At 71.6% G+C, this 16,113-nt stretch carries 12 protein-coding genes; 8 read left to right on the top strand and 4 right to left on the bottom strand.

Features of this window, described 5'->3' with window-relative positions:
• The 3 genes from meaB to ACFUK0_RS29195 all read left to right on the top strand — a co-directional run.
• Positions 1-846: methylmalonyl Co-A mutase-associated GTPase MeaB (meaB, locus tag ACFUK0_RS29205; protein WP_380255441.1), on the top strand; the 846-nt coding region annotated here is incomplete at its 5' end.
• A gap of 423 nt (positions 847-1,269) precedes the next feature.
• On the top strand, positions 1,270-3,009 hold the full coding sequence (locus ACFUK0_RS29200) for a CocE/NonD family hydrolase (protein ID WP_380255440.1): 1,740 nt from the start codon (positions 1,270-1,272) through the stop codon (positions 3,007-3,009).
• Between the two features lie 189 nt (positions 3,010-3,198).
• On the top strand, positions 3,199-5,568 hold the full coding sequence (locus tag ACFUK0_RS29195) for a SpoIIE family protein phosphatase (protein ID WP_380255444.1): 2,370 nt from the start codon (positions 3,199-3,201) through the stop codon (positions 5,566-5,568).
• A 240-nt stretch (positions 5,569-5,808) separates the two neighbouring features.
• On the opposite strand, the gene ACFUK0_RS29190 is transcribed toward ACFUK0_RS29195, so the two are convergent.
• Positions 5,809-6,330, bottom strand: coding sequence for a nuclear transport factor 2 family protein (locus ACFUK0_RS29190; protein ID WP_380255439.1), 522 nt, complete (start codon positions 6,328-6,330; stop codon positions 5,809-5,811).
• A 982-nt stretch (positions 6,331-7,312) separates the two neighbouring features.
• On the opposite strand from ACFUK0_RS29190, the gene ACFUK0_RS29185 reads away from it, so the two are divergent.
• A complete protein-coding gene (locus tag ACFUK0_RS29185) occupies positions 7,313-8,608 on the top strand; it encodes an acyl-CoA dehydrogenase family protein (RefSeq protein ID WP_380255438.1) in 1,296 nt (431 codons plus the stop codon).
• 87 nt (positions 8,609-8,695) lie between these two features.
• On the opposite strand, the gene ACFUK0_RS29180 is transcribed toward ACFUK0_RS29185, so the two are convergent.
• Positions 8,696-9,349, bottom strand: a complete 654-nt coding sequence (locus ACFUK0_RS29180) for a TetR/AcrR family transcriptional regulator (protein WP_380255437.1) — start codon at positions 9,347-9,349, stop codon at positions 8,696-8,698.
• Between the two features lie 110 nt (positions 9,350-9,459).
• Between ACFUK0_RS29180 and ACFUK0_RS29175 the strand changes: the two genes are divergently transcribed.
• On the top strand, positions 9,460-10,155 hold the full coding sequence (locus ACFUK0_RS29175; protein WP_380255435.1) for a hypothetical protein: 696 nt from the start codon (positions 9,460-9,462) through the stop codon (positions 10,153-10,155).
• Between the two features lie 130 nt (positions 10,156-10,285).
• Here the strand turns inward: ACFUK0_RS29175 and ACFUK0_RS29170 are convergent, their stop codons facing one another.
• On the bottom strand, positions 10,286-11,167 hold the full coding sequence (locus tag ACFUK0_RS29170; RefSeq protein ID WP_380255443.1) for an SDR family oxidoreductase: 882 nt from the start codon (positions 11,165-11,167) through the stop codon (positions 10,286-10,288).
• A gap of 115 nt (positions 11,168-11,282) precedes the next feature.
• On the bottom strand, positions 11,283-12,101 hold the full coding sequence (locus tag ACFUK0_RS29165) for a fumarylacetoacetate hydrolase family protein (protein WP_380255434.1): 819 nt from the start codon (positions 12,099-12,101) through the stop codon (positions 11,283-11,285).
• A gap of 216 nt (positions 12,102-12,317) precedes the next feature.
• On the opposite strand from ACFUK0_RS29165, the gene ACFUK0_RS29160 reads away from it, so the two are divergent.
• The 3 genes from ACFUK0_RS29160 (at position 12,318) to ACFUK0_RS29150 (ending at position 16,110) form a co-directional block, all read left to right on the top strand.
• Positions 12,318-12,992, top strand: a complete 675-nt coding sequence (locus ACFUK0_RS29160; RefSeq protein WP_380255433.1) for a FadR/GntR family transcriptional regulator — start codon at positions 12,318-12,320, stop codon at positions 12,990-12,992.
• A 380-nt stretch (positions 12,993-13,372) separates the two neighbouring features.
• On the top strand, positions 13,373-14,563 hold the full coding sequence (locus tag ACFUK0_RS29155) for a sugar ABC transporter substrate-binding protein (RefSeq protein WP_380255432.1): 1,191 nt from the start codon (positions 13,373-13,375) through the stop codon (positions 14,561-14,563).
• On the top strand, positions 14,563-16,110 hold the full coding sequence (locus ACFUK0_RS29150) for a sugar ABC transporter ATP-binding protein (RefSeq protein ID WP_380255431.1): 1,548 nt from the start codon (positions 14,563-14,565) through the stop codon (positions 16,108-16,110). Before ACFUK0_RS29155 ends, ACFUK0_RS29150 begins: the two co-directional genes overlap by 1 nt.
• The last annotated feature ends 3 nt before the right edge of the window (positions 16,111-16,113 follow it).

Below are 16,113 nucleotides of genomic sequence, written 5' to 3'. Positions count from 1 at the left end.
CACAGCGGCGACGCCGTGCGGGTCGGCATCACCGGCGTCCCCGGCGTCGGCAAGTCCACCTTCATCGAGGGCCTGGGCACCATGCTCACCGCCCACGGCCACCGGGTCGCCGTCCTCGCCGTCGACCCCACCTCCACCCTCACCGGCGGCTCCATCCTCGGCGACAAGACCCGCATGGAGCGCCTCGCCGTCGACCCCAACGCCTTCGTCCGCCCCTCCCCCACCTCCGGCACCCTCGGCGGCGTCGCCCGCGCCACCCGCGAATCCATGATCGTGATGGAGGCCGCCGGATACGACGTCGTCCTCGTCGAGACCGTCGGCGTCGGCCAGTCCGAGACCACCGTCGCGGGCATGGTCGACACCTTCCTCCTCCTCACCCTCGCCCGCACCGGCGACCAGCTCCAGGGCATCAAGAAGGGCGTCCTCGAACTCGCCGACATCGTCGCCGTCAACAAGGCCGACGGCCCCCACGAACTCGACGCCAAAACCGCCGCCCGCGAACTCACCGGCGCACTACGCCTGATACACGGTAGGGACGCGTTCTGGACACCGCCGGTGCTCACCTGCAGCGCGCGTGAGGAGACCGGTCTGGGTGCCCTCTGGGAACGCCTCCAGCAACACCGGGTGCTGCTGGACTCCACCGGACGGCTCACCGCCCGACGTCGCGAACAGCAGGTCGACTGGGTCTGGGCGATGGTCCACGACGAACTCCTCGGCCGCCTGCACGCCGACCCGGCCGTACGCGCGCTGGCACCCGGCCTGGAACAACAGGTCAGGAACGGTGAGTTGACCGCGACCCTGGCGGCCGAGGGGATCCTGGCGGCCTTCCGCGGGGACGCGGGCTGAGGCGTCGTGCCGTGCGGCGGCTGTCCGCGGTGACGCGGAGCGCCGGCGAACGGAACAGCCGGCGGGACGGCTGATCTCGATCAGGTCCTGCTTCTGGACTGGAACCCAACTACAGCTTACATTGATGAATGTATCGCGCTCCGAGCCGCAGAGCCCCCCACCCCCTTCCGGGCCTGCACGTTCGCCGAGGCGATCGCCCGGACGGATCAGTCCGGATCGCCCCCGGAGCCGGGCCGGCGCAGCGTACGGCGTGCCGGACCACCGAGCACGGACACGCTCTCCGAGCCTGCGGGCTTCGATCCCCCATCCGCTCCGTCCATCGCCGGCCGTACGGCAGCGATACCGAGCCGCCCGGTCGTGCCACGGCGCGACCGAGCACGGACAGACGCGGTCTCGACCCACCCACAGATGAAGGAAACGGCAATGATCCAGGAAGAGAAGGCGTTCGAGCCGTCGCACTACCAGGCGGGCCCCGTGCACGGACTGCTGAACGAGTTCGAGCCCGGCACCCGGACGCTGCCGGCGGGCTCCCGGATCGATCCCCGGTTCCGGGCGCTGCCGACCGACATCGTGCTGGACAAGGACGTCGCCGTGACCCTGCGCGACGGTGTCACCATCCGCGTCGACGTGCTCCGGCCCGCCGGCACCGAGAAGGTGCCCGTCATCGTCGCCTGGAGCCCGTACGGCAAGAACCACGGCACCGCCCCGAGCGTCCTCGGCCTGTTCACCATGCTCGGCATCGACAACGGGGCCCTCTCGGGGCTGCAGAAGTTCGAGGGCCCCGACCCGGCGTACTGGTGCGCGCAGGGCTACGCCGTCTGCAACCCGGACCCCCGGGGCATCGCCAACTCCGAGGGCGACAGCGCGATGTTCGGCCGCCAGGAGGGCGAGGACTGCCACGACCTGATCGAGTGGCTGGCCGTCCAGGACTGGTGCAACGGCAAGGTCGCGATGAGCGGGACCTCCTACCTGGCGATCGCCCAGTGGTTCACCGCCGCCGAGCAGCCGCCCCACCTCGCGGCGATCAACCCGTGGGAGGGCCTGAGCGACGTCTACCGCGATCTCGTGCTGCGCGGCGGCATGCCCGACACCGGCTTCGCCGAACGGCTGCAGAAGCAGAGCTACGAGGGCAACAACCTCCGCGAGGACATCCTCACCGAGGTCGAACGCCACCCGCTGGTCGACGACCTGTGGGAGGACAAGACCCCGCGGTTCGAGCGGATCACCGTGCCGGCCTATGTCGTCGCCAGCTACTCCAACACGCTGCACACGGTCGGCACGTTCCGCGGCTGGCGGAGGATCGCCTCCGAGGACAAGTGGCTGCGCATCCACAACACGCAGGAGTGGCCCGACTACTACGACGAGGAACACGTCGAGGACCTGCGCCGGTTCTTCGACCACTACCTGAAGGGCGAGGACAACGGCTGGGAGCGGACGCCCCGCGTCCGGTACAGCCTGCTCGACCTCGAAGGCGGCGACCGCGTCGACCAGGCCGCGGACGCCTTCCCCCCGGCGGACGTCACCTGCACGAAGTACTACCTCGACGGCCGCTCGCGCACGCTGACCACCGCGCAGCCCCCGGAGGGGGCGCAGGCGGCCTACGCCGCGGAGGCGAAGCCGGGCCTGGCCTCCTTCGTGGCCGGCTTCAGCGAGGAGACGACGCTGGTCGGCTACCCCAAGGCGCGGTTGTGGGTCGAGGCGGAGGGCGCGGACGACATGGACCTGTTCGTCCTGGTCCAGAAGCTGGACCGGCACGGCACGCCGCTGCAGCAGTTCACCGTGCCCGGTCGCAGTGCGATGCTGCAGGACCTCACCGAGCACGGCGCCTCCGTGCTGCGGTACAAGGGCTCGAACGGCCGTCTGCGGGTGTCCGCCCGGCACCTGGACAAGAACCTGACGACCGACGCCGTTCCCGCCCACAGCTTCGACCGGGTCGAGAAGCTGAGCCCCGGCGAGGTCGTCGAGGTCGAGATCGACCTCTCCCCGGTCGGGCTGGTGTTCTATCCCGGCGAGCAGCTCCGGCTGGTCGTCAGCGCACGGAACGCACTGGGCGGGCTGATGCCGATGACCCGCGACTACGTCCCCCGCAACAGCGGGAAGCACGTCATCCACACCGGCGGGGACCGCGCGTCCTACCTGCAGCTCCCCGTCAAGTCCGCCTAGCCGGCCCCGCCGGCCCGACCGCGAGGGCGTCGCCGCAGCCCTGCGGGACCTCCGGACCGGAGCCGCCGGGCCGGAGGTCAGCGCGGCCGGGACAATCTTTCTGAATCGGGTGATAGCGCCCATAATGAAGGTCGTCACGGGTTTCCGGGGCCCAAGCGGTGGGCCGTAGGACAGGCGGTGAGCAGCACGGTGAGTGCCTTCTCCACCAGCAACGGCGGTGTCCTCGCCGACGTCGCGGCCGCCCTGGTCGATGCCCGGGGCGTGGTGGTGTGGTGGTCCTCGGCGGCTGCGGAGCTGCTCGGCCGGCCGGCCGCCGAGGTGTGCGGCCGGTCGGTTCTGCGGCTGGTCGCCGACCGGGCGCAGTCCCCTGCCGCCCTCCCGGCCGACGGCGGCCTTCCCTGTACGGGCACGGCGCGGCTGACCGGCGGCTCGGGAGAGGCGGTCGCGGTGGGCTACCGCGTCCTGCCGACGGCGTCCCCCGCCCGCTTCCTGGTCCTGGCCGTCGACGCCGACCGGGCCGCCGAGGCCCATCAGGGGGCCGCCCTGCTGCGTGCCCTGCTGGCCCAGGGGCGGATCGGGTTCGTGCTGCGGGACACGGATCTGGCCGTCGTGCGGAGCAATCTCCGCTCCGCCGTCTACGACGGTCTGCCGTTCCTCGCCGGCAGCCGGCTGCGCGACATCATGCACGAGGAGGACGCCGCCGACGCCGAGGCCGCGCTGCGCGGCCTGCTGGAGACCGGTGAGCCGGTGGTGGCCCGCGAGCAGCGGGCGCGCGCGCTCGGCCACCCGGCGGAGGAGTGGGCCTTCTCGGTGTCCGCCCTCCGGCTGGACGACGACCGGGGCCGGCCCGAAGGGGTCGCCGTGCTGTTCACCGATGCCACGGCGCACTTCGAGGCGGCCCACCGGCTGGAGTTGCGGCATCGGGTGTCCACGGCGATCGGGCGTTCGCTGGACGTGGGCCGGACCGCCCGGGAGATCGCCGACGTCCTCGTCCCCGCCTTCGGGGATCTGGCATGGGTCGACCTCGCGGAGGCCGTCCTGGTCGGTGACGAGCCGCCCAGGATCTCCGGGGCGGGCGACCTGCACCTGCGCCGGATCGCCGTGCGCTCGGGACACGGTGACTGGCCCTCGGCGCTCTTCCAGCAGGGAGCGGCCATCCCCGCGTTCCCGGACAGTCCGCTGATCCGGCTGTTCCAGGAGGGTCGCGCGGTCGCCGTCGACCGGGTGACCCTGGAGAGCACCCTCGCCGATCCGGCCTTCCTCCGTGCGGCGGCCCCCGAGGCGGGCCACTCCCTCGTCGTGGCCCCGCTGTTCGCCCGGGGCATGGTGCTCGGTGTCGCCGCCGTGTGGCGTACCGAGCGCCCCGAGCCGTTCAACGGGCAGGACACCGATCTGCTGTCCGAGATCGCCGCGCACGCCGCCCTCGCCGTCGACAACGCCCGCCGCTACACCCGCGAGCACCGTGCCGCCACCGCGCTCCAGCAGCGCCTGCTCCCCCGGGCCGCCACCCGCACCAGCACGCTGGAGACCGCCGGCCACTACCTGCCCGCCGCGGGCGGCGCCGGGATCGGCGGCGACTGGTTCGACGTGATCGCCCTGCCCTCGCTGCGCACGGCCCTGGTGGTCGGCGACGTCACCGGTCACGGGCTGCACGCCACCGCCACCATGGGCCGGCTGCGCACCGCCGTCCAGACCCTCGCCGACCTCGAACTCGCCCCCGACGAGCTGCTCACCCACCTCGACGGACTGGTGGCACGCCTGACCGCCGAGGCGGACCCGGCGCACCGCGACTCCGTCGGCGCGACCTGCCTGGTGATGCTCTACGACCCGGTGGCGGGCCGGTGCACCCTGGCCTCGGCCGGGCACCCGCCACCGCTCCTGGTGGCCCCGCACGGCACCGCCGAGCCGGTACCGATGCGCCCCGGCCCTCCCCTCGGCATCGGCGGCCTGCCGTTCGAGCCCACCACCGTCGACCTGCCCCCCGACTGCCTCCTCGCCCTCTACACCGACGGCCTCACCCAGCGCTACGACGGCGACGTCGACCGCATCGCCGAGCGGCTGACCGGCCTCCACCGCTCCGGACGCACCCTGAACTCACTCGGCCGGGCCCTCGTCGCCGAGGGTGCGCACCTGCCGGCCCGCGACGACACCGTCCTGCTGCTGGCGCGTACCGATGCCCTGCCGGCCGACACCGTCGCGTACTGGGAGTTCGCGGCCGACCCGGCGGCGGTGGCGGACGCCCGGGCCGCCGCCGCCGGGAAGCTCGCCGAGTGGAAACTGGACGAGCTCGGCTTCGCCACCGAACTGATCGTCAGCGAGCTGGTCACCAACGCCATCCGCTACGCCGGCGGCCCTGTCGGGCTGCGACTCATCCACGACACCACGCTCATCTGCGAGGTGAGCGACCCCAGCAACACCCAGCCCCGTCTGCGCCGCGCCCTCATCACCGACGAGGGCGGCCGCGGCCTGTTCCTGGTCGCCCAGCTCGCCACCCGCTGGGGCAGCCGCTACGGGCTCAGCGGCAAGACCATCTGGGCCGAACAGACCCTCCAGTCCTGAGGGCGGTCCGGTCCTGGAGCGGAACGGCCCCGACGGGTACCGACGGCACGCGACACCGGCCGGACGGCCGCGCACGCGGGAACGCAGCCGTACCCCCGGACCGGCCTGCGGCCCGGGGGTACGGCTGCCCGTGGCAGCGCTGCCGTGGAAGGAGTGACCGGCCTGCTCCGCGCCGATCCGGGGCCTCGCCCCCGGTCGGCTCCTGCGGTGTCCGCCGGGTTCGGGCCGCGGTCTCCGTGGCTACTTCGCCCGGATCGCGTTCAGGAAGGCGATCTTCCCCGCCTCGGCGTGCTCCCGCAGCACGTTCGTCTGCATGTCGGGGTGGTGCTCGGCGTTGGGCTCGGGAACCAGCGGGTTACCGGTCCAGGACATCAGCCGACAGACCCGGTGCTTGATGAGCCAGCCCTGCTCGGTGCGGACGAGTTCGTCGTCGTACCAGCCCGTCCCTTCCCAGGACGAACCGCCTTCGGCCGATTCGCGCACGAGAAGCCAATTGCCGTAGCTGAACGCGTAGGCCTTGTCGCCGTCGACGTGCACCACGTGGCCCATCATCGTGTGCTGGTGGCCGTCGAGTCCCTTGTGGAACTCCGCGAAGGAGCGCTTGAATTCGGCGAGGCCCTTCCAGGCGGCCCCGGCCGGGCCGAATTCCGCCGTCACGTCCTCCGCGAAGATGCGGTCGAACAAGTCCCACGCGTGCGCATCGAGCGCGAGACCGTAGAGATTCAGGACCTCGATAATCGCTGCCTTGTCGTGCTCGACCATGTCGGCTCTCCTTGTTCCTGAAGCTGCCAGTGGGCAGGAATACCCGCTCGCAGCGTAATCTTTCGTTTACCACGCTGAATTCACATCGGGAACTTGCCCTGACGTCGGCCGCGGAAATGCCGTGCGGGGGGCGCGGCGCGCGGAAGGCCGTTTCAGCCGGTCGGTGGGGCGGGCTCGCCGGTTCCGTGCCGGTGGCCGCGGCGGCACGTCGCGGCGTGCGTGCGGCGTGCGTGCGGCGTCGGTCAGGAGTCGGCCGGCGGTGACGGCGGCGCTGTCTTCCCTCGGCCCCGACGAGGCGGCTTCCGGATCGGCTCCTGCCATGCCCGGTGACGGCACGAGGCCGACGAGGCGGTGGCGGACCTGGGCACCATCATCAGGAGCCACCGAAAGACTGTCAACACTCTCCGGCCTGCCAACTGGCCGGTCCCCACCCGTTGAGAGCCGCGAATGAAGCCTCGCGGCACCCTCCGAGGCAATGGAGCTCCGACGCTGCCACGGCCTCAAACCGCCTCCGACCTCGGTCGACCCATGCGCCAAGGGTCAGCTTCGGGCCAGGTCGACACCGGACGCCCTGGGTTCACGGCAAGTCGATCTCAGCGAAACGTCGCAGAAATGTTGACACTTTGCGGTGGGCCCTCCTAGCGTACCCATCACGGCAATCTCCGCGGCCGGGCCCCCGGGCGGTCCGGGGCACGTCCGGACGCAGAGTGCACGGCGCCGCGCGGTGCCGTGCGGACCGGCGGCCCCCGACCTGCGCAGGCCACTGCAAGCGTCCGACCCGCCGGCCAGCCAGAATCGAGTATCAGGACCGTGCGGACATCCATCACCGGCCGGCCGGGGCTCGGCACTCCCAGCCGCCGGCCGCCGTCACCCGAGCCGCGTCGACGAGACGTCCGGCTGCCGGCGGTGCCGCCGAGGTGATCCCCGGCAGCACCGGCGCAGCCCTCGATCTGCACGAACACCCTTACAGGAGAGAACGACGATGGCTTCGACCCCAGACACGTCCGACAGGCTGACAAAGATCCTCGAAAAGGTGCGCGCGCTCGGGCCCACCCTGCGGGAGCGCGCGGCGGACGCGGAACGCGCGGGCCGTCATTCGGACGAGACCATCGCCGACCTGGATGCCACCGGCGTCTTCGACATCGGCAGCCCCGCCGAGTTCGGCGGCTACGAGCTGACCGTCCGGGAGCAGCTGGACGTCATCTCCGAGGTCTCCAAGTGGGACGGCTCGTGCGGGTGGACCGTCTGGGCGGGAGCCTCGACGAACTGGATTCCGGTGGGTTCGGGCGCACGCGTCGTCGAGGAGGTCTACGGTCCGGCATGGGTCGGGCCGCGGGTCGCCGGTTCGAGCCACTTCCCGGCCTCCCGGGGACGTGCGAAGCGGGTCGAGGGCGGCTGGGTCGTCTCCGGCGGCCCGTGGACCTTCGGGAGCGACTCGCTCTGGGCGCCGTTCACGAACCTCGGCTGCATCGCGGACGACGGCGAGGGCGAGGGCCGCTACCTGGTGGCCCTCCAGGTTCCGCGTGACGAGCTCCGGTTCCTCGACGACTGGCAGGTCGCCGGTATGTGCGCCACCGGCAGCGTCTCCCTGACCCTCGCGGGGGACGAGCTCTTCGTTCCGGAACACCGCGGCGTCGACTTCCGCCGGATCGCCGACGGGAGCATCGAGAACGGCCTCAAGGGCGACCTCTGGAAGGTGCCCTCACTCGGCTGGGCGTTCAGCACCATGGCGGGGATGTCGATCGGCCTCGCCCAGGGCGCACTGGAACGGTTCCTGGAGCGCTCCGCCGGCCGGCCCGTCCGCGGCACCACGTACAGGAACCAGCTGGAGGCGCCCCTCACGCACCTGCTGCTCGCCGAGGTTCACTCGAAGATCCAGTCGGCCACGCTGATGTCCCGTGCCAACGCCGAGGAGACCGACCGGCTCGGCGCCCTCGCGGCCGCCGGCACCCCCGCCGATCCGGCGTACATGCAGATGTTCAGCGGCCGGGTCCTGGTCGAGACGGCGTACGCGGCGAAATGGTGCGCCGAGGCGATCGAGCTGCTCCAGCGGAACTCCGGCTCGACCGCGATCATGCAGAGCGAGCCCATCCAGCGGGCCTGGCGCGACGCGCGCGTCGTCACGCTGCACGGCGCTCTCAACCTTGAGGCCCTGGCCGAGAACTACGGGCGGCTGATGGCCGGAGCCGAACCGCACAAGGTGGCGGGGATCACCACGCTGGACCGCTTCGCGCCCACCGCGCCCACCGCGCCCACCGTGCCGAACAAGACCACCTGAGCCACCGAGGGCCCGTGGAACGGCGGCCCCCCGTGGCGCGCGGCGGGGCGCCACGGGGGGCCTCGGCGTCCCCGGAAGACCGGCGGCTCAGGACCGGGCGGCGGGGCGGCGGTCGGGAGTGCGCAGGTAGGCGATCGCCATGTCGCCGAGTTCGTCCGCGTAGCGGCGCAGGGCAGCCTCACCGGCAGGACGGTCGGGGTGCACCGAGGTGTGGAAGCAGGCGCCGAGGACGGCGCGGGCCACCGTGTCCAGCGCCACCTGCGGGTCGGAGCGCCGGATCTCGCCGGCATAGGGGATCGCCGCTTCGATCAGGTAGCGCTGGATCTCGGTGATGGTGCGGGCCCCGCGCTCCAGGGCGCCGGCGGTTCCCCGCGCACGCAGCAGTTCCGGAAAGAGGCTGCTGCTGTCGGCGAAGGACTGCAGCAGCGCCAGCGCGTAGGCGTCCATGACGCCGGAGAGCGACGGCTCGGCCTCGCGCAGCCGCTCGGCCACGTACTGCTCGCGCCGTTCCAGCATCCGCTCCGTCAGGGCGGCGACCAACTGCTCCTTGCCCTCGAAGCGGCGGTAGATCGAGCCCACCGACACGCCGGCGCGCGCCGCGACGCCGGTGATCGTCATCTCCTCCAGCCCGGTCTCGGACACCAGTTCCTCGGCCGCCCGCAGGACACGAGCCAGGGTCTCGGCACTGCGTGCCTGCCGGGGTTCCCGGTAGTGCACACGATGGTTCGGCTCGTCAGTCATGTTCCGCATGGTAGCGGGGCGGCCACGGCAGCCGGCCTTGACAAGCGGCGAACCCCCCCCGCCTACTATCGATAATGTAGATTCGCATTCGCATTTTAGGAGATCCGGAAATGACCGCGAACCAGACTTCACAGCCCGTGACCGTGACGCTCGCGTCGGAGCCGGCCGGCGCCAACAGCATCGACGACTTCGAGCTGTTCTACGCCCGCCGCGCCGTGGCACGCTTCCGGGCGCGGCTGGGACGTCAGGGCCTGCTCGACCTCCTGGCCGCGGACATCGAGGAGGGCAACGCCGCCCTGCGGGAGAGCGCCCGCACCTCCGACGGCGGCTTCACGGGAGGAACGACGGTCCTCGCGACGCGGGGCCTCACCTCGGGCGAGTTCCTGGGCTGGATGAACAAGGCCTTCGCCGACGAGAGCGTTCTGCTCGCGGCGCACCCGGAGCACTACACGATCACCAACCAGGAGGACGGAACGGTCCACGTGGTGGAGAACGTCGGCGCCCACGTCGCCTCCTTCTACCTGGGCGGCTGGGGCGAAGAGGCGATGACGTGGGCCGCGGACGCGGAAGAAGTCCTCCCGGAGGCCGAGTTCCCGCACAAGCAGGCCACGAACCTCTTCCTCGCCGACGGCACGATCATCGGACGGGTGCTGATCCAGTTCGGTGACACCGAGGAGGGCTTCACCTCCAGCCTCTCGGTCTATCTGCCCACCACCTGCCCGGAGGACGTCCTGGAGGGCCACCTCCAGCACTTCGCCATCGAGTTCAGGAACTGGATCACCGCCGCGGCGGCGGCCCGCGGCTGAGCGGCTTCCACTCCTGAAGGAGGGCTCGGCCACGCCGGGCCGAACGCAGTGGGCCTCGCCGGCGTCGCCGGCGAGGCCCACGTGCTGCCACCGTGCACCGCGCACAGGTGCACGTCAGGCGGGTCGACGGTCACCCGGACCGGGCAGCACCCGCAGCCGTGAACGCGGCGAACTCCGTACGGGTGAACTGCTCGAAGGTCGTCGGGCGCCGGCCGAGCAGCCAGGTCAGCACGTTGGGGTTCCCGATGAAGTCGTGACTGCTGTAGCGGCTGCTGATGGCTCGCAGGAGCCGGGCCTGATACGGGAAGTCGGCCGGGTTGTCGGTTCCGAGGGCCCCCTTCAGGAACGCCTCGGAGTCGATCTGTTCCGCGACGACGTCGCGCCCTGTCACCGCTGCCACGACTCCCGCGAGGTCGTGGGCCGTGTAGCGCCCGGGCGACACGAGCTCGTACGTGGCGCCCGCGTGGCGTTCGCCGTCGAGGAGGACGGCGGCGGCCACTTCGGTCACGTCGCCCACGTCCACCATCGACTGGTGGCGGTCCAGTGCCCAGGACAGCCGGAAGACGCCCTCCTCGAAGGCGGGCTTGAGCCGGTGGCGCAGCATGTAGTTGGCGGGCTGGAGGATGGTGAACTCCATTCCCGAGGAGAGGAGGTGCTCCTCCAGGTCACGCTTGATCTCGTGCTGTACGAGATCCGTGATGACCGCGTGCAGCACGGAGCTGAGGACGAAGTGCCGCACGCCGGCCGCCCGGGCGGCGTCGATGGCGGCGAAGCCCATCTCCCGTTCCCGGGGGTGGAGGGCCGGCCCGATGTAGTAGACCGTCTGCACGCCGCGCAGGGCCAGGGCCAGGACGTCCGGGTCGCCGATGTCCCCGACGACGACGTCGGCGACACCGCTCTCGCGGAGGGTTCGAGCCGACTCCTCGGAGCGGACACAGGCGCGAAGCCCGGCTCCGGCCTTCAGGAGGCGTGGGATCAGCAACTTGCCCTGGTTGCCGTTTGCCGCCGTCACGAGTATCAACTGTCGTCTCCTTCTTACGGTGTTCTGTTCGGTGCCCCCGCCCCGGGCGGGGAGCCGGCCCTGCCGGTCGGGCCGTACGGCCCCGGCCACGCGGTCCGGACGGCCGCTACGGCGCCGCGACGACGGGTGTGCGGATGCAGCCGACGCGTTCGATCTCGACCGTCACCTCGTCGCCGGGGTGGAGGAACCGGGGTGGCCGGCGGGCGTACCCGACGCCGTGCGGGGTGCCGGTGACGATGAGGTCACCGGGGTACAGCGTCATCGCCCTGCTGAGGTAGGCCACGATCTCGCCGACGCCGAAGATCATGTCCGCGGTGCTGCCGTCCTGCACGACCGCGCCGTTGACGCGGGTGACGATGCGCAGGCCGGCCCCGGGGTCGCCCACTTCGTCCGCCGTGACGATGCCGCTCATCGGGCCGCTCCGGTCGGCGTTCTTGCCGACCGTCCACTGGGTCGTACGGTGCTGGGCGTTGCGGGCGGTGAGATCGTTGAACACGGCGTAGCCGAAGACGGCGTCCAGCGCGTCCGCGGCCGGGACGTCCTTCGTCTCCCGGCCGACGACCACGGCGAGTTCCCCCTCCCAGTCCAGGCCCTGCTCCCCGGTGGGCACCGGTGCGGGCGTGTCCGAGACGGTGAGCGACCTGGTCCAGCGGCCGAAGACGGCGGGGTGGGCCGGCCGCTGGAAGGCTCCTTCGGCCACGTGGTCGGCGTAGTTCAGCCCGACACACAGGACGCGCGCGGTGGGCGGCACCGGTGGCACCAGGGTCAGTCCGGTGGTGTCGAGGAGGCTCCCCGCCGGCTGCATGACGGCTCGCGCGGGGTCCGCCCAGAACTGTTCCATGCCGCCGAGCGGCACCAGCTTCGATTCGCCGTCCAGTCGGCCGATCGCGCCGCCCGCCGCCGTGCGGTACCCGACAAGTCTCATCGCAGTGCCTTCCAGCTTCGCTGTTCTCTCGTCCACGTCCGTCGGCGGTGAGGGCCGGTCGGAGTAAATAGACCTAACCATTAGGTCTGGATAGTTCAGCATGCGATCTTCGGGCGGTTCCGTCAAGGCGTCCGGCCGACGGGGACGCCCGGCCGGGCCCCGCCCACCGGACCGGCCCCGGGCTCGTGCATCGGAGGTATCCGTTAGGCTCCATCCATGGTCCTTCCAGCACCCCGCACCCGCGCCGAGGAGGTCGTGGCCTACGTCGAGGACGCGATCGAGAAGCGTGGGCTGCGCCCCGGTGACCACATCGGCACCCGCGCCGACCTGCGCGAGCAGACCGGCGTCGCGAGGGCCACCGTCAACGAGGCGATCCGGCTGCTCCAGGAACGACGACGGATCGCGGTCCGGCCCGGCCCCGGCGGCGGGCTGTTCGTCGCGGCGACGGATCCCGTGGTCCGGCTGGGACGCACGCTTCTCACCGTGCACGGTGAGCCGTCGGCGGTCGCCGGGGCCATCGAGGTCCGCGAGCAGCTCGAACCGCTGGTCGCCGTGCACGCGGCCCAGTACCGGTCGGCCAAGGACGCACGTGAGCTCAAGGCGCTGATCACGGCGATGAAGAAGAGCCTGGACGACGTGTCCCGGTTCGTCTCGCTCAACTGGGACCTGCACCTCCGCATCGCGGCCATCTCGCCGAACACCGTGCTGAGGGGCACGTACGTCGGCCTCTACGAGTTCGTCAACCAGGTGTCGCTCGTGGACTCGCAGTCCCCCGGCGGCGACTACCTGGCGCAGCGGCTGAAGGTCCACAGCGACCTGGTCGCCGCCATCGTCGCCGGCGACGTCGTCGCCGCCCGGCACGCCGCCGAGGCGCACCGCCACTCGGGCTGAGCCCCGACGCCCTGCCCCGACGCCCTGCGAGGCGGGCTGCCTCGGCGCCCCGCCTCGACACCATGCAGGGCGGGCCGCCGCGCGCCCTGCGGCATCCACCGTGCTCCACCTGCGCGTTGACGCGGTCGCGTCGACTGCGGCGATCCGCTATCAGGCCTAACCATTAGGTTTATAACCGTCCTGAAACGTGAACGTCACGGCGGCGCAAAACCCTTGACACTCCCATCGGCCCGATGCAGGGTTACGCCCTATCGGTTCAGCCTATTGGTTCGGCTCAATTGTCCCGGGAAGACGCCGCGCGGAGTTCGCGGAGGCAGTCCCCGGACGAGCCTGTTCGCAACGTCGAACCCTCCCTCGCGTACCAAACAGGAGCGAAGAAGATGCTCGCAGAGTTCAGTGACGCCAGAGCCAGCAGCGCCGCCCGCGGGCGGCGTTCGAACCACCTCAACACCTCGCGGGTGGCCGCGGCCTGCATCTCGGCGGTCACCGTCGTGTCGCTCGCGGCCTGCAGCTCCTCGGCGGGCTCGGCCTCCCCGTCGGGCTCGGCCGCGGGCCAGGTCGCGAACGTCGAGGCGGCGAAGGCGGCCATCGCGCCCTACACCGTCCTGCCGACCGCCTTTCCGGTGAGTGACCAGCTGGCGGAGCAGCTTCCGGCCGGCAAGAAGTTCGTCTATCTGCAGTGCTCGACGCCGATCTGCGCCCTGGTGGGCACCTTCGTGCAGCAGGCGGTCAAGGGGCTGGGCGGGACGCTGACGGTGGTGAACGCCGGTGCGACCGCGCAGACGGCGCAGGCCGCCGCGTCGACCGTCGCCTCGATGAATCCGGACGCCGTGCTCCTCGGCGCGATCGACCCGGCCCTGTTCGGCGGTGGCCTGCAGAAGCTCTCCGACGCCGGCACCAAGGTGGTCTCCCTCCAGATCGCCAAGGACGTGAAGCAGTACGGCATCACGTTCAACTACCTCGGCGAGGACCTGAGCCGGCGCAACGGGAAGCTGCTCGCCGACTGGGTGATCGCCAAGAAGGGCGCACAGACCGAGACCGTCCTCTACACCCTGCCCGCCCTCGACATCTCGGCCCCGGTGCAGAAGGCCTTCCAGGACGAGATGAAGGCGAACTGCCCGTCGTGCAAGGTGCGCGTCGTCCCGATCGACGTGAGCACCATCGGAACGACGGCGCCGCGCACCGTCGTGACCGACCTGCAGGCCCACCCGGACACCAAGGCCGCGGTGTTCGTGAGCCTCTCGGCGGCCGGTGGCCTGCCGGCGGCGCTGAAGGCCGCCGGCCTGTCCGTCACCACCGTCGGCTTCGGCCCCACCGCCGGCAACCTGCAGGACATCAAGGACGGCGCACTGACCGCCGCCCTGAACATCGACTTCCCGGTCTCCACCTGGACGGCCGTCGACGCGGCCGCGCGACTGCTCGAAGGCGGCCGGCCCACGGCGAGCGAGCAGGCCGGCGAGGTGCCCGAGCAGTTCCTGGAGCAGAAGGACATCACCTTCGACCCCACCCGCGGCTGGTCGGCGTTCCCCGACTTCGCCCAGCGGTTCGCCACCCTGTGGCGGGCGTCCTGATGACGGACACCCCGACGCCGCTGCTCCGGATCGAGGGCATGTCGAAGACCTTCCCGGGCCTGAAGGCCCTGGACGGCGTGTCGCTGGAGGTCCGCCCGGGTGAGGTCGTCGCGGTGCTGGGGCACAACGGCTCGGGCAAGTCGACCCTGGTCAAGATCCTGGCCGGGGTCCACCAGGCCGACCCCGGGACGGTCATCGAGGTCCGTGACGCCGAGGGCGCACTGGTGGAGGGCACGGCGGCCCGCGCGGGCCTGCACTTCATCCACCAGGATCTCGGCCTGGCCGACATCCTGACGACGGTGGAGAACCTCGGACTGGGCAAGTCCGTCCGCGGGCGGGCGTTCGCGCCCGTCCGCGGTACCGCCGAGCGGCGCCATGCCCGGCGGCTCATCGCCCGGTTCGGCGCCGGCCTGGACGTGACCGTCCCGGTGGGGAAGCTGTCACCGGCGCAGCGGACGATCGTCGCGATCGCCCGGGCCCTGGACGGCTGGACCCGGCCGGACAACGTGCTGGTGCTGGACGAGCCCACGGCGGCGCTGCACGGCGACGAGGTGAAGGTGCTGTTCGAGGCGATCCGCCGGGTCGCCTCGTCCGGGGCCGGCGTCGTCTTCATCTCCCACCGGCTCGACGAGGTGCTCGAACTGGCCGACCGGGTGGTGGTGCTGCGCGACGGCCGGGTGGTCGCCGAGCAGGCCACCAGCGAACTCGACCACGACAGGATGGTGACGCTCATCGCCGGTCGCGAGATCGACGGGACGGCCGTGGCCCATCGCGGCGGGACCGGTGAGCCGGTGCTGACCGTCACCGGCCTCAGCGGCGGGGAGATCAGCGACCTCTCGCTGACCCTGCGGGCCGGCGAGATCGTCGGCATCGGCGGCATCCTGGGTTCGGGACGGGAGCAGCTCGCACCGATGCTGTTCGGAGCCCAGCACAGGTCCGGCGGCAGGGTGGAGGTGGACGGACGGGAACTGATCCCCGACGACACCAACGCCGCGATCGAGAGCGGGATGGCGTACGTACCCGCCGACCGCCGCCGTAGCGGCGTGGTCATGGAGATGAGTGTCCGGGAGAACCTGACCCTGCCGCTGATGCGTCCGCTGCGCCGGTCCTTCTGGCGGCTGGACGGGCGCGCCGAGCGGGCCGAGACCCGCTCGTGGATGCGGACCGTCGGGCTGCGCCCGCCGAATCCCGAGCAGGCGCTGAAGCTGTTCAGCGGCGGCAACCAGCAGAAGGTCGTGCTGGCCAAGTGGCTGCGCGTCCGCCCCCGGGTGCTCCTGCTCGACGAACCCACCCAGGGTGTCGACGTGGGCGCCATCGCCGCCATCTACGAGCTGGTCCTGGCCGCGCGGCGCGACGGGACCGGCGTCCTGGTGTGCTCCTCGGACACCAAGGAACTCGTGGCCCTGTGCGACCGCGTCCTGGTACTCAAGGACGGCCGGGTGGTGAGCGAGGTCCCGCGCGGGTCCCTGACCGAAGAACGCCTGGTCCGCGACGAGTTGGGACTGCAGACGGCCGGAAGTCACGTCGGCACGAGCGGAGCGGAGTGAGGA

Origin of the sequence: Kitasatospora sp. NPDC057223 (assembly GCF_042669755.1) — a bacterium.
Taxonomy (GTDB): domain Bacteria; phylum Actinomycetota; class Actinomycetes; order Streptomycetales; family Streptomycetaceae; genus Kitasatospora.
Note: the sequence above shows the minus strand (reverse complement) of the source record. Positions and strands in the feature narration are given on the sequence as shown.